12 protein-coding genes and 2 pseudogenes are annotated in these 25,073 nt (G+C 50.7%); all 14 read right to left on the bottom strand.

Features of this window, described 5'->3' with window-relative positions; all coding sequences use genetic code 11:
• Positions 1–83: 83 nt before the first annotated feature.
• Entirely contained in the window at positions 84–890 is an 807-nt protein-coding gene (locus FN001_RS05030) for a YodL domain-containing protein (protein WP_142411023.1), read from the bottom strand.
• On the bottom strand, positions 887–1,120 hold the full coding sequence (locus tag FN001_RS05025) for a transposon-transfer assisting family protein (RefSeq protein ID WP_142411022.1): 234 nt from the start codon (positions 1,118–1,120) through the stop codon (positions 887–889). The genes FN001_RS05030 and FN001_RS05025 overlap by 4 nt, the downstream gene beginning before the upstream one ends.
• On the bottom strand, positions 1,117–5,151 hold the full coding sequence (locus FN001_RS05020) for a DUF3849 domain-containing protein (protein ID WP_142411021.1): 4,035 nt from the start codon (positions 5,149–5,151) through the stop codon (positions 1,117–1,119). The genes FN001_RS05025 and FN001_RS05020 overlap by 4 nt, the downstream gene beginning before the upstream one ends.
• Complete coding sequence (locus FN001_RS05015; protein WP_142411020.1) at positions 5,141–5,602, bottom strand: XF1762 family protein; 462 nt, start codon at positions 5,600–5,602, stop codon at positions 5,141–5,143. Before FN001_RS05015 ends, FN001_RS05020 begins: the two co-directional genes overlap by 11 nt.
• Before the next feature lie 64 nt (positions 5,603–5,666).
• Positions 5,667–14,222: a MutS N-terminal domain-containing protein gene (locus FN001_RS05010; protein ID WP_486463479.1), complete on the bottom strand. Its 8,556-nt coding sequence runs from the start codon at positions 14,220–14,222 to the stop codon at positions 5,667–5,669.
• Between the two features lie 14 nt (positions 14,223–14,236).
• Entirely contained in the window at positions 14,237–16,285 is a 2,049-nt protein-coding gene (locus FN001_RS05005; RefSeq protein ID WP_142411019.1) for a type IA DNA topoisomerase, read from the bottom strand.
• A 69-nt stretch (positions 16,286–16,354) separates the two neighbouring features.
• A complete protein-coding gene (locus tag FN001_RS05000; RefSeq protein ID WP_243121957.1) occupies positions 16,355–17,005 on the bottom strand; it encodes a CD1107 family mobile element protein in 651 nt (216 codons plus the stop codon).
• Positions 16,998–17,270, bottom strand: coding sequence for a DUF4315 family protein (locus FN001_RS04995; protein ID WP_112148182.1), 273 nt, complete (start codon positions 17,268–17,270; stop codon positions 16,998–17,000). Before FN001_RS04995 ends, FN001_RS05000 begins: the two co-directional genes overlap by 8 nt.
• 9 nt (positions 17,271–17,279) lie before the next feature.
• Positions 17,280–19,217: a C40 family peptidase gene (locus FN001_RS04990; protein WP_185911841.1), complete on the bottom strand. Its 1,938-nt coding sequence runs from the start codon at positions 19,215–19,217 to the stop codon at positions 17,280–17,282.
• A gap of 91 nt (positions 19,218–19,308) precedes the next feature.
• Complete coding sequence (locus FN001_RS04985) at positions 19,309–19,629, bottom strand: hypothetical protein (RefSeq protein ID WP_112091630.1); 321 nt, start codon at positions 19,627–19,629, stop codon at positions 19,309–19,311.
• Positions 19,626–21,131, bottom strand: a pseudogene (locus FN001_RS04980) (VirB4-like conjugal transfer ATPase, CD1110 family); the annotation flags it as partial. The pseudogene FN001_RS04980 and the gene FN001_RS04985, both read right to left, overlap by 4 nt.
• Positions 21,132–21,234: 103 nt before the next feature.
• Complete coding sequence (locus FN001_RS04975) at positions 21,235–23,031, bottom strand: reverse transcriptase domain-containing protein (RefSeq protein WP_142411016.1); 1,797 nt, start codon at positions 23,029–23,031, stop codon at positions 21,235–21,237.
• Between the two features lie 697 nt (positions 23,032–23,728).
• Positions 23,729–24,643 (bottom strand): annotated as a pseudogene (locus FN001_RS04965) (VirB4-like conjugal transfer ATPase, CD1110 family); the annotation flags it as partial.
• The gene (locus tag FN001_RS04960; protein WP_142411015.1) at positions 24,630–24,998 is read right to left on the bottom strand and encodes a PrgI family protein; all 369 of its coding nucleotides are present in this window, start codon (positions 24,996–24,998) and stop codon (positions 24,630–24,632) included. The pseudogene FN001_RS04965 and the gene FN001_RS04960, both read right to left, overlap by 14 nt.
• Positions 24,999–25,073: the final 75 nt, after the last annotated feature.

The raw sequence follows: 25,073 nt of genomic DNA, 5'->3' as shown, positions 1-25,073 counted from the left end.
AAAAAGTTTTTTACATTACGATCCTAACGCAAAAAAGATGGCCTCCTTTTTGGGGGAAGCCATCTCAACGATATTACGGTATTTTAACTTTTTCGGCTTCTTTCCTGTTCCTGCTGCGGCGCATTGTCTTTTTGTCGCCGCTCGGCCTGCTTAATATGCAGCCGATCCAGCACCGACCACCTGCCACCAATGCGCCGGGGCTTTTTCGGCACATTATTGACGCAGCCATCTATCATATTGTAATTTTGCTCTGTGCCGGATTCCTTGGCGCGTTCCGCTGTACCGTTTTCAAAGAACTTCTGGTGGTGCAGCAGTTCAGGCTTTGGGCCTTGCAAGAAAGTGCGCATCTTTCTGGTAGCTTCTCCATCAAAACCTAAAGCTGTCTGCGTCACAAAGGCTCCACTCGCGTGAAGAATAATGCTCGGCGGCGGATTTTTTGTTTGTTCACTTCTCATCTGAACAAACCGCTGACCATCGACCTCCACTTCATCCGATACCAGCCATGTGCCTTTTTGTCCTGCCACCTGATAGCCGCCCTCATCAAGAATCAGGTATGTGCCGCTCTGGGGCTTTGGGAAAAAGCCGTTGAATCTCACCAACCTATCCTTATCAACATAGAAAAAAGAGGTTTTGCCTGCCACAGTCAATCCGATCACATCACTGACCCCAAATTTTCTAATTTTGAATTTGTCCGGGTTAATGCTTTCCATCTTTTTACGAATAGCTTCCTCGCCCATTCCTCGTGTAGCCGTACCGGAATAGCCCGTACTATAATTGTCTGCGGTTATCATAAAGCCATGCTGAATCTGGTATTCATAGCTGCGGCAGCGATACTCACGGTTTTTATCAGAATTGTCGATCTGGTAAATCACAAATATATCTGAACTCATTTTCCTGCATCATCCTCCGGCCTATGCCATTCCAGTTCCAAGCCCTTGAACTGCTGCTCGTTCAACTGCTGCATCTTCGGGATGGTCTGCTGAACGAGCGCAGCCATCTCTGCATCCTCTGCCACAAGCGGCTGGATTTCCGTCAACACCTGAATCGTTTCCTTGAGCGTCGGCTGCTCAAACATCGCCATCAGCATCAATTCCAGTTCATCAAAGCGTACATTGCTCATAACTCCATTCCTTTCGTTTTTGCTTTCTTCGGCTTGTCCTGTTCCTGTGCAGGCTGCTCCTGCTTTTTAGCTTTCAGACTGCGCAGGGCATCCAGAACAGACTTTTTCGTGTTGCTGCGTTCCTGCTCCTTACTCTGCTGCCGTGCCGCCATCAGCTTTTCCATATCGGAGATCGCCTGCTGCACCAGCTTATCATCCCTGAAATAGTTGATGGAATTGATATTCTCGCGCTGCACTTTATCGTTCACGACCAACTCATACATTCCAACAAAGCCGCCATTCTCCTCGATGCAGAATCCAATGCACTTGTCGGCGTTCATCCGTTCGGACGGAATCTTGTCATAGACTTCCAAGGCTTCTTCCATTGTCAGATGGTCGTGGAACTCTCCCGCAAACGTGAACTCCAAACACTCCGCAACATAAAAGCTGAGCGTTTCTTCCGGCGCAGGTCTTTCTGCGGCGAGCTTTTCTTTCAAAACTTCTGCCTGCTGTTCAGCCACCGTATCGGCCTGTTCCCGCAGTTCTGCCGCGTCCATAACTTTACCCTCTGCCGCATCACAGCCAAACTCTGCCAACAGTTCCGTCATAGCCTCCTGCACAGACTTATCTCCATCCGTTTCAAGTATACCGCCATCCCGCTCCGTGAAGTCCTTATTATATAAGGTATAGTCGAAGCCATCATCACAGGTCTGAATGTGGAAATAGGCATCCGGCAGTTCGTAGGCCACTTCCACATCCTGCACGGCTAAGGCCCCCTGCAACGGCTGCACAACATGATTTTGGATATACGGGTTATCCCAGCCCGGAACCGTTTTGTAGTCCTCCACGATGGTGTCAATACCGTTCTTGCATTGCAGAACATCCAGCACCCCCGGCAGCGGATCAGGATTTTTCTCCACGCCCAGGGCTTTCATGTAATGGTTCGGAAGTACCTGATACTGCGACATTGCATCGTCCAGATTGCCAAACCGCTTAATTTCAAGCGGAACGGCCTGCCGGTTCTCGACTACATAGAATCGCTTTACAAATGGCTGCTCCTGCTCCAGCTTTTTCTGCGCTTCTAGTTCATCCCGGTACATCGTCACAAAGCCATCCAAAACAGCCGGATGGCTGGAAACCACCCAATCTGCTCGAAATTTAATGATTCTCGCGTTATTTTCCGGGGTGCCGACCTGCTCTGCCCATTCCTTATTGCTGGGAGAAAAGCGGCCATCATAGTTTTTGTAGCGCAGGGTATTCGCCAGAATGTATCCCACACGCTCCATACCATACTGCCGCACCACCTGATTCACTGCATCATCGCCAAGGTGCATCCCGTCATAGTTGTCCGCAATCGCTTCTTGGATTGCCTGCTTGCACTCGCTGTTCAGCCGATAGGATGTACGGTATACATCCACCTCGTCATTTTCTTTAGCATAGCTGAACGGCTCGTAGTAGACAGGCACATCAGAAAAGTCCTGTGCGCTGTTGTCCGGCACAGGCACAGCCTTTTCAATGATCTCCGATACCACATCTTCTTTTTTCGGCATATTCCATTTTTCAGAAAGATATTTCTGCACGGCCTCCTGAAAATCTTCATCGAAGCCGTTCCACAAATCCTCTGCCACCAGCTTGCCCTGCTCATTGACTGCAACACAAGCCGCCATATCGCCGTGTTCCTCATGCTCCAGCAGGAAGAACTTCTCGCCACCAATTTCCGTTTCATCAACAGCATACCATGTGCCGATATGCCCCTCGACTGCGATGTGGTCGGAGTCACCGTGGATCAGTCCATTTCTTTTCTGCTGCTGTTCCTCCATAAACTCTCGCACGGTCAGCTCTGCGCCCGTGAAGTTCAGCCCTTCCTCACCCAGTTCCAGCCGCCCGTCTGCGCCAAGGTCAAGTTCTTCTGCCATCAGGATCGATGCCGCATGGTTCACCACCACAGTTTTCTCCACTGTAATAGGCTGGCCAGGGTCATAGTCCGAACCACGCAGATCATAGCGATACAATCCCTCCGGCACATCTTCATCCCGCAGTCGGCCATTGCTGAAAAGTCCGGGCTTATCAAAGATTTCGATTTCCTGCAATTCTTCGTTCAGAAGGTTTTCTTTCTGCAAAGCCATATTCCTTTCCTTGAAAAATTCCGGCAGTTCGGCAAAGCCGATACTGTCCACATAATAGGCTTTGACTGTGCTGCCATCGTTGAGTGCCACCACATCGCTGACAGACAGAGAATGACCCGTAAAGTCTGCCGGACGCTGGATGTTGAACCGTTCAAAGATTTCCTCCAGCGTATCTTTGTCCGTGAGCGGCGCAACATAAATCAGGTCGTAGTCTGCGCGATCGACCGTCATGCCTTTCTTCTGCACAAAATCCAGACCCATGAAGCGGTAGTCGTGTTCCGGGTCACGGGCAGTGATCTGGTAAATGCCAAACCGCTTTTCGCCGCTGTGCAACAGTAAATTTTCGTGTTCTGCCATGTTCCGCTCCTGTTCCAAATCAGCTATTGCAATCTGGAAGGTATCACTTCCGCGCTCGATTTCCTCTCGTGCCGTGACAAGAATCGGCCACGGGCTGATACGAACAAGATAAATTTGCTTACCCTCATCATACAGCCGTAGAGCCTGTTCACGATTTATTACTGTCAACGGAAAATCCGGGCGCGCATACTCGTCTGCATAATCTTCTCGCTGTTCCAGCAAAATTGAATCCCATGCGTCTGCCTTAATACCGAAAATGCCTTCGTGCTGTTCGATCTCGTCCTGACTTGCATAGTCACCTGCCGTGCCATCACGGAACAGCGGATAAATCCTCTCACCCAGCCGATGCCACTCCCTTGCGCCTTCTTTTGTCAGCGGCAGCACATCATCTTTCAAATAGCCATAGTCGTGCATTTCCGAAAGACCAATCATCCCATCCGGGAGATTTTCAATTTTCTCCTGCGCATCGTACATCAGACGGTTGGCTTCTTCTTTGTCATCCTCGGCCAGTGCAGCCGTCAGACCGCTCACCAGTTCTTCCGTTGCTGCCCGATCATCCAGCTTAAAAGCAAAATTCACGATGAGACTTCTCTGCTCATCATCGAAAATCGTTATTTCCTGCTCCTTGTCGGCAATCAGCTTTTCCGCATACTGCATCGCGGTCATGCGCTCTGCGCTCCTTTCTGCCACCGCCGCTTCCAGTTTTTCCAGAAAGTCGGCTGCGGTCAATCGAATCGTATCCATCGAATCTTTCAGCTCCTTCATCTCCTTGCCGCTCGCCCAGCTTGCCACATACGGAAAAGAGTAATCGGACGTATCAATGCCCAGAGCCGAGCAGACTGTAAATGCAATGCTTTCAGCTTCGGTTTCCTTCGTAAGCCGGTCTTTTTCCTCTCCGTTCTGCTTCATGAAATCGCTGTTATGCAGCATCGCATGAGCAACCTCGTGGATCATTGTTTTTATGGTCTGGCTCTCGCCCATGCCGACCCGAATGCAGATTTCTTTGTCTACATCACTGTAATACCCTTTTGCATCCCCTTCGATTTCATCAAACCGCATCGGCACAGGCGATACCTGCTCGATTGCCGCCGTAAGCAGCGCATAGTCTTTAACGCTGGCCGTCAGTTCATGCGCTCCCAGTTCCGGAAGCGGTTCACCATCGGTCTGCGAAACATCGAAGACCGTTGTTACGCGGAAACGCGGAATCACATACTCCACACGTTCCATTTCCGGCTCACCGTTTTCGTTCAGCACCGCCAGACCCGTATCCTTGTCGATTTTCTCGCGCTCCTCCACTTCCTTGATGGGAGCCGGAGCAATGATCTGGATGCCCTTTTCGCCTTTTTTGACGTAACGGTTAAACTTATTCTTCCATGCGTTAAACCCTGCCACCAGTGTGGCATCAGGCCGCTGCATAGCGATCAGCAGCGTATTGTTGAAGCTGTAATTGTGGAATTTTGCCATCGTGCGCAGGTACGTCGTGTACATTTCCGATGTAAAAATATCCTTTACGCCCTGCTCCAGCCGTTCCGTGATTTCTTTCATCTGCTGTTTGCGGTCAACTGCCATGCAAGCCCTCCTTTTCCTTGACCCATCGTGTTTTCATCTGACGCGGATATTGGTCGGCCTGTTTCGGTGCTTTTGCGCCGTTCCACTCCAATCCTCCGGCTCTGCCCTCACAGGTGTATCCGGCAGCTCTCAGGGATGCTCCATTTTCCGTATCCAGAATGTAGGTGATCACTTTGTTGTAACCCATTGCCCGTGCTGCACGGTATGCCGCCGCGTACAGGATGCTGCAAGCGTTCGGCGTTCCATCCGTACACAAGCGGTTAACTTCCAGCGTATAGCCATCATCCAGCCGCCGCGCCACAGGTCTACCGCAGATAGCAACACCCACCAACGCACCATTTTTCGATACTCCGATGGAGAACTTATGCCCTCGTGTCGGCTTATGGTGGCGGTGATACTGCTGCACAAATGCGTTTGCTGTTTTCAGATTGATCGGTGTTAATGTCAGCAAATGCCCTCCTTTTTCAAAAATACCCCGTTAGATTCCTTGCAGAGATCTAACGGGGTTATCCTATTTACAGTTCCATATCGTGACTTTTCCTCTTCTGGGATTTCTGCGGTTCGGCGGTGCGCTCTGCCTGCTTTGCATGAAGCTGTGCCAGCACAGAGGGTTTCCGCACATTGTCCGCAGTTCGCTCTGCAACGCGGCCTGCATAGTTCACAGGCTGGCGCGGCCTGTCTGCAACCTCGGTTTCAGTGGCATCCTCGTCCACGCCCAGCGCATCCTCACTGCCCTTTTCGTCCATGTTGAGCAAAGAGTTCAGCTCCGCAAGGCGCGCAGATTTTTCAGCCAATTCCGCTTCCTGTGCAAAAGGACGTTTGGCTTCTTCCCTTGCCTGCGTCAACTGCTGTTCCAAGGTTTCCAGTCTGCGCTCCACCTGTGGCAAAGACCTTTCGATACCTGTCAGCGCATTGGTAACGCGCAGAATGTTACCCTGCGGGTCTTTGCCGACTTCCATTGAGTAATTCCATGCGCCCTTGATGGACAATCGGAACACCTTATCGAAATTGTCAAACCGGGAATGCAGTTCAAACGCACCGTAGCTGCCGATCCTTCCCTCGGTGCCAGCCGCTTTCAAAGCCTTGCAAGCCTCAATGATGGCTGCACCCGCTTCCTTACGTTCGGTGTACACCTTGCCGCTGATCTCCATAGAGAAGTGGTCTTTGTCCTGCGCCAGAAGCGGTTTTGCCGCTTCCATATCGGTTTTCAGTGCTTCAATCTGACCCTGTGCCACAGCGATTTCTCGCGGATAGCGGCGCGCAATATCCGATTCCAAGCTATAAATCTGACTGGTGTGGTTGGCTTTCAGCAGCTTCAGCTTACTGACCTGAATATCCAAGTCCATCTTTTCCTTGATGTAGGGATTGCCCGTTGCCAGTGCCTTGATTTCAGCATAGGACAGCGCGGTATCGTCCACATCATCGCAGGCACGGACAGGAGATTTGGAAGTCATGATCTGGGAAATGAACTTCTGCTTATTTTCCAGAATCTGCCACATGTACGAATCAAACGTATTTTCAGTGACGTAACGATAGATTTTTACCTGCTTATTCCGGTTTCCCTGCCGGAGAATACGCCCCTCCTGCTGTTCCAGGTCAGAGGGCTTCCACGGACAATCCAGATGATGCAGGGCAATCAGCCGATCCTGAATATTGGTTCCTGCGCCAAGTTTTGGCGTAGACCCCATCAGGATACGCACCTGTCCTGCGCGCACCTTTGCAAACAGGTCAGCCTTTTTCGTTTCGGTGTTATACTCGTGAATGAACGCCACTTCTTCGCGGGGAACACCTCTCGCCACCAGTTTCTCCCGCACATCATCGTAGACGTTGAATGTTCCATCGGCTTTTGGTGTCGATAAATCGCAGAAAATCAACTGTGTTCCCTTGTCCGACGCAGATTCTTCCCAAACCTTGAACGCATTGTCCACACAGCGATTGACCTTGCTCTCCGGCTCATCCGGCAGCATATCGTTCATAAGCCGCTGGTCGAGTGCCAGTTTTCGGCCATCGTTGGTGATCTTGAGCATATTATCGAATCTGGGATTCACATTACCGTTGCGTACAGCCTCGGCACGGTCTGCAAAGGAACTCACCATTTCTTCCTGCGTTTCGCTCGGTTTCAGCACTTCGTTGATGTATTCCGCTTGCGGCACAGGTAGGTTTAGCATATCCGCCGTCTGCACATCCGCCGATTCCTTGAACAGAGAAATCAACTCCGGCAGATTGAAGAACCGGGCAAAGCGTGTTTTCGCACGGTAGCCGGTTCCTTCCGGGGAAAGCTCGATTGCCGTGACGGTTTCGCCAAAGGATGCCGCCCAATCATCGAAGTGGCTCAGCCCCATCTTCTGCAGGGTGTCATACTGGAGATACCGCATAATGGTGTACAGCTCCACCATCGAGTTGCTGACCGGGGTTCCGGTTGCAAAGGTCACGCCCTTGCCGCCTGTCAGCTCGTCCAGATACTGACACTTTGCAAACATATCGCTGGACTTCTGTGCATCCGTCTGGGCGATACCCGCGATGTTTCGCATTTTTGTGTAGAGGAACATATTTTTATAGAAATGCGACTCGTCCACAAACAGACGGTCAACACCCAGTTCCTCAAATGTAACCACATCATCCTTTCTCGTCTGGTCGTTCAGCTTTTGCAGCTTTGCTTCCAGTGTTTTCTTTGTTTTTTCCATCTGCTTGACCGTAAAACTGCGGCTATCCTCACTCCGGGCATCGGCTAAAGCCAGCGTAATGTCGTCGATCTGCCGCTCAATAATGGCTTTTTGCCGTTCCGGGGAAAGCGGCACACGCTCAAACTGCGAGTGTCCGATCACAATGGCATCGTAATCGCCGGTTGCGATACGGGAACAGAACTGCTTACGACTACTGGGTTCAAAATCCTTTTTCGTTGCCACCAGCACATTGGCATTGGGATAGAGCCGCAGGAAGTCTGCGCCCCACTGCTCTGTGAGGTGGTTCGGCACCACATAGAGGTTTTTCTGCGACAGGCCCAGTCTGCGGCTTTCCATGCCGGCAGCGATCATCTGGAAGGTCTTGCCGGCACCTACGCAATGCGCCAGCAACGTATTGTTGCCGTACAGAATGTGCGCCACCGCATTTTTCTGGTGCGGCATCAAAGAGATTTCCGGGGTCATGCCCTCAAAACGAATATGACTGCCATCGTACTCACGAGGACGAATTGCATTGAAAATCCGATTATAGGTCGCACACAAATCCTCGCGGCGATCCAAATCCTTGAAAATCCACTGCTTGAACGCTTCCCGAATGGATTCCTGCGCTTGCTGTGCAAGCATGGTTTCCTGTTTGTTCAGCACACGATGGTCGCCATCCGCATCGTGAATCGTATCGTAGATTTTGGTATCCCGGAGATTCAGCGCATCTTCCAGCAGCTTATAGCCGTTGACGCGCAGGGTTCCGTAAGTGTTGGTGACAAGCGGATTGCCGCGATCCAGCGACTTGCCCGAAATGTTCCATGCGCCTGATATTTCGGAATAGGTTGCTTTAATATCACTGCCCACATAGTAGTTCGGGGTCTTGAACACTTCTTTCATAAACTGCGTGATGTATTCCGGTTTTACCCAGTTTGCTCCCAGCCGCACTTCGATTTCCGAAGCGTCCAGATCTTTGGGCTGTACCCGTTTCAGGTAATCCACATTGATCTGATACTCTGCATGGTTCGCAGCAAATGTTTCTGCTGTGGCCAGTTTTTCACGAACATTGCCAGACAAGTATTCATCCGAGGTTTCCCACTGCTGTGTCACAGGATTTCGGAAAATCGCACCTGCCAGTTCATCCGTGATCTCCTGTTCCGGTTTGCCGCAGAGCTGCACCATAAACGGCACATCCACCTTTGCTTTCTCTCCAATGGAAAGTGCCAGGGCTTCGCTTGGCGTATCCACCGAGGTAACAGGCTCCGGCTTACGGATGGTACGTTTGGTGAAAATATCGGCCAGCCGTTTGAGATTCTTCTCCTCATCCAGAATTTCCAGAGATGCCAGCAGGCAATAACTGCTGTCCTGTCGGAACGCCCGCTTGTTAGCCGTGCTGTTGATCAGGCCATACTGCGCCTTAAATGCGGTGTACTGCTGTTTCAGTTCGTTCTGCAAAAGTTGAACTTCTGCATCCGAACCATCATGCAGCTGACAATCCAGCAGCTTCCGGGTGGTTTCCCGCAGAGCGATCATGCCCAGCACCCGTTCTGCAGTTACGGCAGGCAGTTCCACCTTGTTCATAAAGGAATTTTCGCGGTAGTAAATCTGCCCATCAACATTCGTGAAGCTGAAATTCTTCACACTGGGGTCTGCCGGAATGGGTTCTTCCTGCACATCCAGTTCATCATCGGAAATTTCCGGCTCTGTGATGGTGGCATGGATGTTGCCGACCGCCTCTTTTAACTGCTTGGCAAGGTCTGCGCCTTCGATGGGTTTGACTGTAGTTTCCTGCTTGCCATACTGGGTGCTTTCCGTGGTGATCTCGCCCAGCACCATTTCAGGATGCTGCGCAAAATACTGGTTGATGGAGTAGCCTTCCGGTGTTTCACCGAGATCCACCCAGTCAGCCCGTTCCACCGCCGCACGGTCACGCTTTTGCAGAAAAAGAATATCCGCGACCACGCCGGTATTAGCATTGCGCTGGAACGCATTGTCCGGCAATCGAATTGCACCGACCAGATCAGCTCGGTTAGCAAGATATTCACGGACAGAGGAATCTTTCTTGTCCAGTGTACCGCTGGACGTTACCACCGCTACCACACCGCCCGGACGCACAAGGTCAAGGCTCTTGGCGATAAAATAATCGTGGATGAGGAAATTATGGCGGTCATACCGCTTATCCGGTACCTTGTAATTACCGAACGGTACGTTGCCCACAACACAGTCAAAGAAACTGTCCGGGAACTGCATCGTTTCAAAGCCCTGTACCGCAATCTTGTTTTTCTGGTACAGTTGCTGTGCAATGCGGCCCGAAATGCTGTCCAGCTCCACGCCGTACATCCGAATCTTCTCCATGCTGTCCGGCACCAGACCCATGAAGTTGCCGACACCGCAGGACGGCTCCAGCACATTGCCTTTGGACAATCCCATATTGCCCAGGGCTTCATACATTGCCTTGATGACCGTAGGGGAAGTATAAAACGCATTCAGGGTACTGGCGCGGGCTTCCTTATACTCATCTGCCGTGAGCAGAGATTCCAGTTCGGCATATTCCTTTGACCAGTCCGCATTGTTTTCGTCGAACGCCTGCGGAATGCCGCCCCAGCCCACATACCGGGAAAGTATTTCCTGTTCCTCTGCGGTGGCCTGCCGCTGCTCTGCATCCAGCGTTTTCAGCAGCCGAATGGCATCCACATTGGCTTTATACTTTGTTTTCGCCCCTCCTGCGCCGAGGTCGTTGTCCGTAATATGGAAGTTAATAGGCTCCTGTTTGGGCTGTACAGGCAGTTCCGTTTCCGCTCCGCTGTCCAGCGGAAGATTGTGCTGCCGCCTTGCATGGTTGACCTCTGCCGGGGTCATGGGCTGCTGGATCAGTGGTTCAAGGGCTTCCTCTGCTGCTGCACGGCTGATGGCATCCGTTCTGTTCTGCACATCTGCGATCAGCTGCATCTGTTCTGGCGGGAAGTCGGGATTCAGCAGTTCTTCCAGTTCGCCGCCCGATTCTGCCACCGAATAAATCACATCCATCTGCTCCGGGGAAAAATCCTCGTAGGCCACGCCAGCGTTGTGCAGAGCCGTAAAGACTGTGATTTCAACCGCTTCTTCCATCGGCACATCTGCCTGTTCGTACAGATGCCGAATGTACTCCAGTGGTTCCGTTCGGAAAATCGGATACCGGGCTTCTTTCGCAAGGGTCATATCCTGCAAACTGACCGTTCTATTTCCAAAGTCCACCGAATCCACACGGAACTCTCTATCGTCCAGTTCGATGATGGTATTAACAGGCAGATATTCCTCTCTGCGGAAGTATTTCGTTTGGGCATGGGTTCCATCTTCCTGCTGGCCGGACAGATAGACGCTCTCCCCCTGTTTCCAGAGCTTCATTGCCTTTGAAATCCACTGTTCATGCGGAAAACCAGATACCTCAACCTTGCCGAGTGCAGTTTCCTTTTCCAACAGCTTGCTGCCAAGAAGTTCTGAAACGCGCTTTGCATCCTCGCCGTAGAACTCAAAGTTTCCGTACTGCTCATACCCGACCAGTGCATCCGGGTAACGCTCTTTCAGCGTGTTATACTCGTTGGCGGCATCCAGCGACATGGGCTGCAGCATCTGCTCTGAGGTCTTTTCATCAGCAAGAGGCGCATCCTTTTGGGGTTCCTCAACCGCTGCTGCAGTTGACTGCTCTTTCGATTGCGGCTCCTGCTCCATGAAGTCAAACATGGACATCTGCCCCTGTTCAGGAACCGCAATCTCAACAGCCCGTTTCTTTTCCGGGAAAATTGTGTACATTCCCTCGACATACTGGTGCAGGATAGAGAGGGATTCTGCCTTGCGCTCATATTCTTCCGAATCCAGCGGCACAGACAGCAGTGCATTGTCCATCTGCTCCAGCAGTTCCGCCGCCTGTTCGGGGTCTGCCAGCTTTTCAATGAGAGCCTTTCGTCCTTCTTCATGGTAAAGGTCTTGCGGATAAGGCCGCTCCACGTCGTTCGGCAGATGGTGATAGAAGCCCATCACCCGCATTGCCATCCGCTCGCGCTCATAAGCAGGCATCCGGGAGTAGTCTGCTGACTTCAAATACTCACTGTCACGGATAAGCTGGTCAATCCGGCCCGCAGCCTGATTCCAGTTCAGATGAACACTGGCATCCGGGTTCCCGTATGGGCCACGCTCCAAAGCAATGCCCCTGCCATCGTGATCTTCGTGAGAATCATCTGCCCCGCAGAGTGCATGGCTGCTGCCGCCGATTCCGTAATGATCTTTCAGGAAGTCAGCCCGTTCTTTTTTGTCCTCATGATTCAGGAAAAACGAATAGATTGCCAGCCGACTGTCCGAATAATTGCTGCCCCGTGTGAAGTAAGCATTGATTTCATCTTCCGTGATGAACTTCTTATACTCGCTCCAGTGAAAGCCCTCTCTTGCTGCATAGTTCTGATGGGGCTTTGCAAACTGCCGGAACAGTGCCGCCACTTTATTCGGCTTATAAAAGTGCATCCGCATCAGGTCTTTATCTTCGGCATAGGCTTCTCCCAGCGCGGACAATCTCTCATTGAGATCGGTCAGAAAATCCGTATCATCCAGCAAGCCCGCCAGCCTGTCCGTCAGTTCCGGGAAACCGCCCCTAAAGATTTCTGTATCCTGAAACACTGCTTCGGCAACGCCATCTGCTAAGTCGCGTTCCATATAAGCCAATGTCTGCGCGTGTTCCTGCAAAGCATTCTGCCGTGCAGCATCCAGAACCGCCTGCGGCGCATACTCGCCCTGCCGGAGCAGTTCATGGATACGGTTGCTGACATCCTCCCACGAAAGAAACGCATTGACAATCGTGCCGCCCTTGACCGTGTCACCTGCTGCAATGCGAAGTCCCAGATCATCGAACCAGACCGCATACTTTGCACCGTCAATTTCAAAGCCTTTGCCACCCGTACCATATTCGTTTTTCACGAACTCTGTGTATTCTTCCGGGGTTTTCTCGACCATGAAATTATAAATCAGGCGCAGCTGGCCCTTGCTGCGGTTGCTACCCGTGCGCAGAATTTCATCTACAACTTCGGAATCAAGTGCAATCTCGTCCGCATACCGCGCCTGGATCGGTGCTTCAATGGCGCGGATCTGTTGTTCCACGGTCGGCAAATCAGGAAAAGAAAAAGCAGAGGCAATTTCTTCCTCTGCTTCGCTCATATCCTGTTCTGTTGTCGTTTCGGTTAATTGTACACCAATTCCTTCAAGACGATTTCCTCTGCCATCGCCGTCAGGTTGTTCTGGTGCGCTGCCCATGCCAGCGGGTCCTGCTCCTTGCTCGGTGCCGGGAACTTCTCGTTCAGGCTGTCCAGCAGGGTTTCCACCCGGCTCTCCGCTGCTTCCTCGATCTGTGCCAGATGCTGGTTCAGCCTGCCGCTCATCAGCATACTCTGATACCAGTTCTTGCGATTCTCTTTCAGGTACGTCCTGCGCAGCATCCCGTACTTCCCGATGGTCTGCGGCTCGTCCTGCACGGCCAGATTCGGGAACAGATAATCTCCCTTGCGGTAATACGTCAACTCCATTTTCTTGTCCTCCTTTGGTCGTGGTTTCTTCGGTTTCACGATTTAATGCACTAAAGTCTGTATTGGTATTATACAAGCTGTCAACGGATTTTTCAAGCTGCTGCGTGATTTCTTTTTTGTAAATTTTCCGCATCTCACGGCCAATGTCAAAAAGAACCGCTTCGCACTGCTCCGAAACGGCATTGCCAAGGAACGACAGCACAGGCAGTTTGTTGAAATCCACAATACGGATAAAGTCATCATCGTCCAGTACATCCATAGGCTCCTGCCCGCAGCGGCGGGAAAGCGTATAGAAGATACTGTTGGTCATCAGTTCCCGAAAGCGAACACGGATGTTATCTTCGTCCAGTTCCTCCAGAAAAGTGTCTGCCACCTCATAGGCCAGACCATCCATCGCTTCATCCAGATTATCGGCGGTCAACTGCTGTGCCAGCTCCATCAGGGCAGTATTCATGCTATCTGTCTGGGATAAACCATAGGTATCTGCCAGATGGTCTAAGATCGTCTGCTCATGCTCGTGGCTGTCCAAATTCCATAAAAGCGGTGTTCTGCCGCCGCGCACCAGATGGGTGTCAGCAATATCGAACACATACCGCAGTTTGGTACGCGGTCCGGTATCATCCAGAAGCGCGATGCCTTTTGCGCCACGGTTGACCCATCGGCTCATTTTCTGATTCCAGAGTTCCATTTCTGCGCAGGCGGTTGCATCGGGCCGCTGCGCGCGGATCAGGAGCGCATCGGTGAACGAATAGCGGTACAGCCGCGCCGCCACATCCAGATAACTCATCCAGTCCTGTGGCGAGTTACTGACATACCGGGCGTTCTGCTGCGCCAATTCTCGAATATCGTTAATCTGTGGCAAGGGTCAAACCTCCTTTACGTTTTCTTTTTCATTGGTGTTTTGGGAAATTCCAAACTGTACTGTGCGCGGCCATCTTCGACGCGCATCACAAGGTCAGCGGCGAATGTCTTATCTTTTTTCACGGAATAAAAGTCTTTTACATGGGTGCGGCCTTTCTTCAAAAGGTCTGCCGCCATCTTCCTGTCCAGCGTCTTTCTCATGTTTGACAAGTATCTGCTTTCTTTCCAGAGTGCAAATTTGCAGCTACGGTCTGCACAGCAAAAACTGAGTTTGCTTTCATGTACAGGGTTGCCGCAGACCGGGCAGTTTCCTACGCCTACCTTATTACAATAGGGAGCCGCCGCGACGGTAGGAATCTGCCGGAGGTCAGCCAGCATCTTATCGAGCAGCCCGTGGATGCCCTGCATAAAATCATGGGGTTTAATTTCACCGCGCTCCATCCGCAGCAGATCATTTTCCCACTTGGCTGTCATGCTGGCGGATTTCAGGTAGTCCGGGATGTTGTGAATTACCGCCACGCCGTCCTCCGTGGGAATCATCTGCTTGCCCTTACGCTGCACATAGCCGGAGGATACCAGCTTTTCCAGAATCGCAGCACGGGTTGCCGGTGTTCCCAAGCCCTTCTTCTCAGTATCCTTATCAAATTCTTTGTTGCCTGCCGTTTCCATGGCCGACAGCAGGGTATCTTCGGTGTAGACTTTCGGCGGCGAAGTAAAGCCCTGCTTTTTCTCGGCCCGTACCACAGGAAGGACGGTTCCCTGCTCCATCTTTTTCGGAAGCGGCACATCCTTATCCTTTTCCGGCTCCACAAACGGAACGGGCTTTGCCGTGTATCCGGGTTGCAGAACATCCTTATATTTTGCCGTAAAGTTCCTGCCCTGGCAGCATACTGTCACCAGAACATCTTCGTAGATGAACGGCTGCTGTACAGCCTGCACCAGCTTCCAGATAATGAGCGAAAGAATCTTCTGTTTGGTTTCGGGCAGCTTTTCCTTGTCACACTTTGCGCCCTGCATCGTCGGCAGAATTGCGTGATGGTCTGTGACCCTGTTGTTATTGATAACGCAGCTTACATCTGCTGCCGTACCACCCAAATCAAGCACCAGAGATTCCACTGTCTTGCGCATATCCTCGGTCACAAACTGGCTGTCCGTTCTAGGGTATGTCACCAGCTTTTCTTCGTACAGTTCCTGCGCGGCCTGTAAGGTCTGGCTGGCGGTCAGGCCGTAATAGCGGTTTGCTTCTCGCTGTAAGGTTGTCAGGTCATACAGTTTCGGGGGCTTCTTCTCCACTCGCTTACGCTCGATGCTGCCGACCACCGCACACTGGCCATCACAAGCAGCCTGCACAGCATCTGCGTCCTGCTCCTGTGCCATCTGTTCCGATACCGCAACCACGCCTCCACCGGACAGTTCCACTTTATAATAGGGTTCCTTTACAAAGTTCTGGATTTTAGCCTGCCGCTCCGTCAGCATCGCCAGCGTCGGGGTCTGCACACGGCCAATGGTCTGCTTTCTGCCATATTTTTTCGTAAAAGCGCGGGTTCCGTTCATTCCGATCAACCAGTCCGCTTTTGCCCTGCACTCGGACGCCGCAAACAGGTTGTCATACGCTGCGCCATCTTTCAGGTTTTCAAAGCCCTGCTGAATGGCAGCATCTTCCATGCTGCTGATCCACAGCCTCTTGATGGGAAGTTTGCTTCCGGCAAGGGCATACACACGGCGGAAAATCGCTTCACCCTCGCGCCCTGCATCGCAGGCGTTCACCACATAATCAAATTTCTTGCTGCGGAACAGTTTGCGCAGGACATTGAACTGCGGCTTTTTGGTGTTATGCACCAGCAGTTTCCACTCGGTCGGGAGAATCGGCAAATCTTCAAAACACCAGTTCTCATAGCGTTCATCGTAGTGTTCCGGGGCTGCATACTCTGCCAGATGCCCCAGACACCAGCTCACCACGCAATCCCCACCCTCCAGATACCCGTCCTCCTGCCGATATGCACCGATCACTTTTGCAATGGATTTCGATACGCTCGGTTTTTCTGCAATCACCAAATATTTCAAATTTTTCCCTCCTTGCAAAAAACAGGGATAGCCTTTCGACTATCCCTGCATCCTTATGTTACGGTTTTCTTATGTGCCATTTTCGTAATCCGACTGATTATCCTCGTTCACAGTCGCAAGGCTCTGGTCGGTTTCCAGATTTTCACTCTGCGGCGTTTCTTCTTTCGGCTTCGGCTTATAAATGTAGAAGTAGAAGAAAGCACCTGCGCCGCCCAGTGCAGCCACGAACACCAGCAGCAGAATCTTATTCATGCCGCTGCTGGATTCTTCTTTCGGTTCTTCGATTTCCACATCCGGGGCAGGTTCAGGTTTGGTTTCGGGCAGGACTACCGCAGGCGTTTCTTCTTCCTGTTTGCCGTTCCGTTCTTCATCATCCAGAAACTCCTGCAAATCGTACTCATCGATCATGGAAAGCATATAGACGTTCTCACTGTTCCGCGCCCGGTCAATCACCAGAAAGAACGTATTGCCGCCCTTCGTCTTGACCGTAAAGAACTCCTTGCTGGGATCATCTACGATATTGTCCTCTACCTCGCCGTTGCCTGCGATGGTGAACGGAATCTTTTCTTCTTCCGTCGGCTCTGCCTCCTCAATCACCTGTACAGGTTCCTCTGCCACCGCGGTGGTATCCACATAAGCAAAGGCCGGTGTCGAAAAGCCCACTGCCATCAGCAGGGTCAGAATTGTGCTGGGAATAACAACACCCAGCCCTTTAAGCATCTTTTTCAATCGCTTCCTCCGTTTCTGCTTCTTCCGAAGCCTTGTTTACAGCGGTCAGGAACGTCACATTGCCCGCCTGAATGTTGTCCAGCAGAGCCAGCAGTTCGCGCCCGCCCATTTTGGTGCTGCGGATGGCACGAATGATCTCGCTGTCCTCTTCCTTTTTCTGTGCTGCACGGATGGTTCTCAGCCGTTCTTCCAGTTCCGCGATCTGCTGTTCTGTCTTTTCGGCTTCATCCAGATATTTCTGTAACTTCTTGCCCATCGGCCCTCCTCAGTTGATTCTGCCAAAGCCTAGGAAGTGGCTCTGCCAGTAGGTCGAATTGATGCTGGTGTAGGAAATGGGGTCGCCGCAGTGGATCATCATGCCATTGCCGACATAGATTCCAACGTGCGACGCGCCAACGGTGTTATAGGTTTTCTCAAAGAAGATCAGGTCGCCGGGCTGCGCATCCGCAGGAGAAACATAGCTGCACTTCCCGCGCAGACCATTGGCCGTTGTGCGTCCAACGCTCCACCCGTTGCCACAGTTATTGATGACCCAGCAGACAAAGCCGGAGCAGTCAAAACTGGTGCTTGGGGAACTGCCGCCCCACACATACGGCATACCGAGATACTTTTCAGCTTCTTCGATCATCCTTGCGAACTTTTCATCCGAAAGGGCTTCCGAGGGAATGTCGTACTTAAAACCACCGCCGGAACCACCCGCTCCGCCGCCCGTGCCAATACTGCCCGTTGTGCCGCCGCTGTAAGTCGGTGATCCTGCGCCAAACAGTTCGGGGCGGTTGCCGTAGGTCAGGTTATAGGCATCGTACCGCCCGGTCTGCTTCTGGTTCATGTTCTTCCGCGCGATGGTGTCGAAGCCCTTATTTTTCAGCAGGACATTGAGGATTTTATACTCATACTCCACTTTTTCCTGATAGGTATAGGTTTCCATACTGACATTTCCAAAAGCGTCAATCGTTGGCCGAATCCCTACTCTGGTTTCCATGCGAGTGCGAATCTCAATGGTTTCCCACACTTTCAGGAGATACTGCTGCTTGAACAGTTCCTTGATAACAGGCTTGACCTGTCCTCTGGTGAACTGCTCATAAACTGCCGTCAGATGAGAAATCAGCTGATACGGGTCATGTCCGATCTCATCCAGCTGATAGCGGTATTCATCATAGCCCGGATGGGTGGACTCCATCTGCCGAATCTGCTTATCCAGTTCTTTTTCCAGTTCCAGATAATCTTCTTCCGCACCTTTCATATCGGCATCCTTGCTGGGGTAGGTCGTTCCTACAAAGGTACTGCCTGTTCCCTGAATCGCCGCACCGCAGCTTGAAAAGGCTCCTAACATTACCATCACCAGAAGGATACCCACTCCAATACTGCCCCACAGTTTTTTGTTCTGCAGAACAATCTCCTGCACCGCCGCTCTCGCTTTCTCCGTAATGGTGTTTGTTGCCGCTGTTGCCTGCTTGCTGGCGGCAGTTCCGGCTTTCTGGCCGCGCTTGGCGGCTGCATAGGCATCCTTATACTGCTTTTTCTGGTAAAACTTTGCACCGACTGTTTTTGCTTCACCCTCTGCGGCAGTCGGTGGTGGCTGGGGCTGCTTCTTTTTCAGCGGCGGTTCTGCTGCATTTTCCGCCGTACCGCCCTCGCTCTCGGAGAATTTCAGGCGGCTGGACTTCTGATCCTCCCCACCTCTTTTCTCCGCTCTGGCAGATTTATCTTTGGGCTTTTTTCTGCCTTTGACAAAGTGGTGCAGGCGTTCGGCAGCTTCTTCCGACTTATGAGCAGCTTCCACGCCGGAATTGTCCTTTTCTACCTGATGTACTTTCTGATGGGCAAACCCGGTGGCGGTGTCCACTCCTTTCTTCGCCACCTTTTTAACGCCCATCCCTACGCCACGAACGATGCCGCTTTTTTCATCCTCAAAAGAAAGTCGGCCCTTCTTTGTGGACGGCTCTGCATCCGATTCTGCAGGCGCATCTTTTGGTTTACCATCCTCCTGATGGGCTTTATAATAGTCTGCGCTCTGCTTGGCGGTACTGTGATGCCGGGGTGGTTCCTCCTTCCCATCCTCGGCATCCATACAGATTTCTTCGTCCATGACAGGTTCTTTGTCTGTTTCCTTTTCCGCAGTTTCTTTTGCCGAATCTTCCTGCTCCGGCTTTTCAGCTGCGGTTGCGGACTTCTGTTTTCCGGTGCGGAGGTTTTCATCCACCAGACCATCCTTGGTCATTTTCTGAACGATTTTATCTCTGCCCCGAAACTTTTTGTCTGCTATGGAAATCACCTCCTTCCGGCTGGAGCCGTCATGCGAGCAGGGCTGCGTGGGTTTCCCACTTATCAAGCACCTGTTCCAGCTTCCGGGCAAAGGCGATTAAACGGGCGTTCACTTCCTCACGGTCAAGATAACCGTGAGCTTCCATGTGAAAGCCGTCAGTCAGTTCATCGGCCAGTGTGCCAACGGCATAGAAATCTTCCAGCACCGTATGCACCACCGATTCTTCATCGTGAAAGTTGAGCGGCTCCACCTCATCAAAAGGCGGGCCGGAATCGCTTTCGTGCGGCTCCATGTCAGAGTGATGATGAATCTTGCGGCTCAGTCGGTCAAAAATGTTCGGTGTGTTCATGCTTCTTTCTTCTCCTTGTATTTTCCCATCTCATTGGGCTTCGTGGTCATCAGGCTATACAGTTTCAGCGAAGTATCGAACTTATCCTTGAACGGGATAATCGTGTTGCCGTAGAACAGCAACCCCTCACCCTCGTTGCTGTTCGTTACATACGACAGCTGGAACGGCGAAATATTCAGCTGTTTGGCAAGAATTTGTCGGTCGCCGGATGCCTGGTTAAGCATATAAATGAAATCACTGTTCTCGAAGATGTTCTCGATTTCCCGGCTGGCCAACAAATCCTTGATGTTCTGCGTAATTCCTGTCGGTACACCGCCCCATTTTCGGAACCGCTTCCAGATTTCGACGCTGTATGCCGCCGTCTGCTCCTCTTTCAGCAGGAGGTGGAACTCGTCTATATAGTACCGCGTGTTCTTTTTGCTGTTGCGGTTGATGGTAACACGGTTCCAGACCTGATCCTGAACGATAAGCATACCCAGCTTTTTAAGCTGTTTGCCCAACTCCTTAATATCGAAACAAATAATGCGGTTATCCAGTTCCACATTGGTCTGGTGGTTGAACACTCGCAGCGAACCATTGACGTAGATTTCCAGTGCCGTTGCAATACGCTGCGCCTGCCGTTCTTTCTGCTCCCGCAGACAGTCGTACAGATCACCGAGCGTGGGCATATTCTCCGGCTTCGGGTCGTTCAGATACTTCTGGTAAACCAGCGGCAGGCAGCGGTCAATGACCGACTTTTCTTCCGGCTCCATACCATCCCGTGCGCCCATGATAAGTTCGCACAGGGAAAGAATAAAGTCCGATTTCATGCCCAGTGGGTTATCATCGTCCGCGTAGTTCAGGTTAATATCCATCGGGTTGATGTAGTCCCGGCTCGTAGACGAGATATGAATGACCTGACCGCCCAGTGCTTCCACCAGCGGATAATACTCGCCTTCCGGGTCTGCCACGATAATATCGTCCGTTGTGGTGAAGAACACATTGGTGATTTCACGCTTTGCACTGAATGACTTACCACTGCCCGGTGTGCCGAGAATCAGACCGTTCGGGTTTTTGAGCTGCTTGCGGTCTGCCATAATCATGTTGTTGGATACCGCATTCAGACCGTAATAGAGGGAATCGCCCTCCATAAAAAGCTCCTGCGTCGTAAACGGGACGAAAATCGCGGTGGAAGTGGTAGTCAGTGCGCGCTTGATGGGAACGAGATTATTTGCCAGCGGCAGGCTGCTCATAAGCCCCTGCTCCTGCAAATAGTCCAGACGGTTCAGCGTGCAGTTGAACTTCTGAGCGATACCGGCAGTCTGAAACACAGCACTATCCAACTCCTGCTTTGTTCTGGCCGTATTGAGGAAAAGCACCGTAACAAGGAACATACGCTCATTACGGCTCTGCAAATCGTCCAGAATCTTTTTGGCCTCGCCGCCATAAGTTGCAAGGTCACTCGGAATAATTTCCATATCATAACCAGATCTCACAGCTTTCTTCTGGTGGAGTAGGGAGCTGCCGCCTTACTATCTTGCAATAGCAGGTTTGCATCACCCTCTCCGGGAACCGTACTTACCTCTCTCGAAGTATACGGCTCTGTCATTGTTCGGTCAGAAAAACTCATTGATTGTGAATTAGATGGTGGCAGTGCTCACACACTACAAGTGTCTTTCGCCGTTTTGCTAACATTGCGATTTCCCACGGTTCTTTTCCTTTAAGGTTTTTCAGTTTATTGATATGGTGGATTTCGTAACGTTCGCTTTCCGTTGTGCCACAAAGTTCACAAATTCTTGCTTTCAAACGCTTCTCAAGCGGTGTTACCGACTGACCATAAATAATTGCGGCATTGCTAATGCAGTCTGTTGAAATTTTCGCATCTTTACAGTCCATATAGTTGGCGAAATAGCGGCGCTTGGCTTTCTTTTTCGTTTCGTAGGGGATACCCCATTCGCCAGTTCCGTCTTTATACATAGCAACAACTTTTGAGATTTTGCTTTTGTGTTTTGCTGCAAGCGTTTTTAGGCAGCTGTATTCCATAAGGTAAGACAGATATTTCAGTTTACAGAAGTTGCTGGCTATTCCGTAATAATTACAAATACCTCTCAACTCATCGTTGTAAACTGTGACTATCTCAAGGTCTGTCAGCCGTAGCAGGGAATTTCTGTGAACGGGAAATAGCTTTCCGTCCTTTTTCTGTATCGCTATACCCTTTGAGAAAATAAAGTTGTGGATTTTGTCATCGAATGGCACTAGCAGCTCAACATGGTTGTTGAGAGTTCTCGCTTTTGTGCCTTTCTTGTTCCGCTTTACTTTCTCACATCTTCTGACACGAACATCAAAACCTAAGAACCGGGCACATTCACCGCTGTGGGTAATAAGTGTCTTTTCTTCGCTGAGTTCCATCTTGAGTGTTTGCCCAATAAACTCAGAGAGTTTGCTCTTAATCCACTGGCAATCCTCTTTACTGCCCTTTACACCAATAATAAAATCATCTGCATAGCGGATATATTTGAGCTTTTTATCCGTCTGTGCTGTGCATGGAGTTTTCAAAAGTTGTTTGCGGAGTGTTTTACACTCTGCAATCATGTTTTCTCTTTCTACTCCATTCTTTCTGTCGATGTGGTAGCAAAGATTTTTGATTCTATTGTGCAGTTCACGGTATTCCGGGGTGATTTTCCCTTTTTCAGGAGTATCAAATTCGTCTTTTAGCTGCATGACGAATTTATCAAGTTCGTGCAGATAGATGTTTGCCAGCAACGGTGAAAGAATACCGCCTTGCGGTGTGCCGCTGTAGGTTTTGTGGTAAACCCAATCTTCCAAATATCCTGCTTTTAGAAATTTGTAGACCAGTTTTACGATGCGTGCATCTTTGACCTTGCTGCCGATAAATCCAACCAGTGCATCGTGATTTATATTGTCAAAGCACTCTTTAATATCCCCCTCAACAAACCAACGCACACCACCAAATTGGTACTTCAATTTGTCTAATGCGGTGTGACAGCTTCTTTTCGGGCGGAATCCATGCGAGCAGTCCAGAAAGAGCGGTTCATAAATTGCTTCCAATATCATACGGAGTGCTTCTTGAACCAATTTGTCCGTAAAGGTCGGAATACCTAATGGACGCTTCTTCTTCGGATTGCTTTTCTTTGCAATATAAGTTCGTCGTACTGGCGTGGGCTGATAGGTTTCATCTGCCAAGGACTGAATGATTTTTTCAATCTTAGCTTCGCTGAAACCGTCTGCTGTGTCTTGATTGATACCTTTTGTCGATGCACCCTTGTTCGTGTACAGACGCTGGTATGCCTGATAGTAAATATCTGGGCGCAGCAGATAGCGATACAATCTAGTAAATACTTCTTCCTTATGGGTTAATGAGTCTTTGCTGATTCTTTCTAAAATTTCGGTTGTTGGTTGCAATGAGGTTTTCCTCCATAATCAACGTTCTATTTTAGTACACAATAACTACGCTCCTTCGCCATGTAAGGGTCATTATCCCTCTCGGACTACTATGAGCGTTCCGTACCCATGCAGGATTTTCAGGCTCTACAGCCATAGCCTTTTCAGGCGTTCCTGTGTAGGGTATCCCCAGTTAACATTGTGTGTAGGGAAATGCGGATTGTCGGTATGCGCTTTCGTTTCCTTGCCATAGGTTCTCCTACAGATTCCATGAACATTGAGATAACCGATGGATGGAAGAGCATCATCCATCGCGTTCATGACAGAGGTTTCAGACATTTTCCTCCGCCTGAAAATAACAGAAATTAGAAACTTGCGTATCAGTAAACCCAACTTCATCCTCGTATCCGCTTAACATGGCGGTTCAGTCGCACAATACTGTCTTTCAGTGACTTACCGCTTTCCTGCCGTGCTCTGTTCCCGTTTCAGCTTTCGCCTTTCGGTTAGGCAGGTTGTTTCCCGCGTTATCCTACGGGGTAGTCCCTTACNTTAACATGGCGGTTCAGTCGCACAATACTGTCTTTCAGTGACTTACCGCTTTCCTGCCGTGCTCTGTTCCCGTTTCAGCTTTCGCCTTTCGGTTAGGCAGGTTGTTTCCCGCGTTATCCTACGGGGTAGTCCCTTACGCTACATTACACAATGCCCTATCTGGGCGCACTTCCTCAATTTTCATACGGTCCAGATCGGTAATTTTGCCCTTGATAAGTTTGATGGCTTTCAACTGGTCTACCGACTGCACATGGATGCTGACCACCAGATTTTTGTCCATGTCCAGAAACTCGGCCAGCACCTTATCCGTCAGTTCCGGGGCAAGGATGTTCAGATAGGATGCAGCACCATAGGTGTCACCCATCATAAAGTCCTTGCCACTCTTGAACAGGAAACTGGTCGGGGCAATGAAGTCCTTGGTCGTCATGCCGCTCTGCAAAATGCGGTCATAACTGAAATCGAACTTCTGCTGTTCTTCCTGATGAAAGGTTTCGTACATGATCTGAAGCCGTTCCACACCGTTCAGCGGATAGGCTTTCACTCCCAGCACCTTGAAATTATTGAGAATATCGGTTTCGATACGCTCTAACCGGGGCTTTGCTTCCCGGACGCTTTTTGCTTCGATGCTGAACGTGATGTACTTCGTCCGAACCAGACCGTTGTTGCCCTTGGCAAGCTGCTGTTTCAGCATCTGCGCATATTCCATACGCACATCGTCAAACGCATCGTGCTGCGGCTCGATCTGGATAACCTTGTTGTACTCGCTCATGTCGCTCTTATGGTTGATGAACGACAGCTGAAAACGAATGCTGGCATCGAAATAGTTGAGGAAGTCGCACCAGCTTTCAAAGATGGTGTTTTTATCCTCGTTTTGGGCGAGTTGGTAATTGATGTCATAAAATCGGACGGTTTTGGAATACAGATGTTCCTCCACCCGGCAGATACCATCGCGCCCCATTTCCAGATACGGAATGGAACGCTGCACGGTGAGCCGCTGTTCCTTCTGGTTCTTTTCGGGTTTCCGAAAGAACTTCTGGAAGAAGCCGCCGAACTGCGGTTTCTTCTTCGGTTCACTTTTTACCAAGAATGCCTCCTTTCTTCTGCATCGGTGCTGCGGTTTCCAGTTCCCGGTCATACAGGTTTTCGACTTCATAGCGCCGTACCGCAGGACGTTTGAATCGGACGCTGATGAAATTCGTCAGGATGGTTTCAAGGTGCATCCCGTTTTTTTCATATAGCGCAAAGAAAAACTCCGGCAGCATCAGAAGCACCATGCCTGCCGCTGCATTGCTCGTTCCCAGCGTATCACGCATGAGGAAATAGAACGGAACGCCAATGCCTGCCGCGAACCCCATACATACAAGCTGGCGCTTCGTCAGGTTCAGAAAGACCTTATTCTTCACTTTAGAGAGGTCTTTAGGAATCGTTACATAGGCCATTGATTACCAGAACAGCCAGACCGCCGCCGGGAAACGGCGTTGTCTGCTGTCTTTTCCTTTCATTGGATTTTCCCG

It is taken from the genome of Clostridium sp. Marseille-P7770 (assembly GCF_902143525.1).
Lineage (GTDB): Bacteria > Bacillota > Clostridia > Lachnospirales > Lachnospiraceae > Pilosibacter.
This window is presented reverse-complemented; position numbering and strand designations above follow the sequence as displayed.

What these genes read in the sequence shown, in the direction of transcription:
- FN001_RS05030 (WP_142411023.1), bottom strand. Translation starts at nt 890, where the DNA reads ATGAGTTCAGATATATTTGTGATTTACCAGATCGACAATTCTGATAAA.
- FN001_RS05025 (WP_142411022.1), bottom strand. Translation starts at nt 1,120, where the DNA reads ATGAGCAATGTACGCTTTGATGAACTGGAATTGATGCTGATGGCGATG.
- FN001_RS05020 (WP_142411021.1), bottom strand. Translation starts at nt 5,151, where the DNA reads ATGGCAGTTGACCGCAAACAGCAGATGAAAGAAATCACGGAACGGCTG.
- FN001_RS05000 (WP_243121957.1), bottom strand. Translation starts at nt 17,005, where the DNA reads ATGCTTAAAGGGCTGGGTGTTGTTATTCCCAGCACAATTCTGACCCTG.
- FN001_RS04995 (WP_112148182.1), bottom strand. Translation starts at nt 17,270, where the DNA reads ATGGGCAAGAAGTTACAGAAATATCTGGATGAAGCCGAAAAGACAGAA.
- FN001_RS04985 (WP_112091630.1), bottom strand. Translation starts at nt 19,629, where the DNA reads ATGAACACACCGAACATTTTTGACCGACTGAGCCGCAAGATTCATCAT.
- FN001_RS04960 (WP_142411015.1), bottom strand. Translation starts at nt 24,998, where the DNA reads ATGGCCTATGTAACGATTCCTAAAGACCTCTCTAAAGTGAAGAATAAG.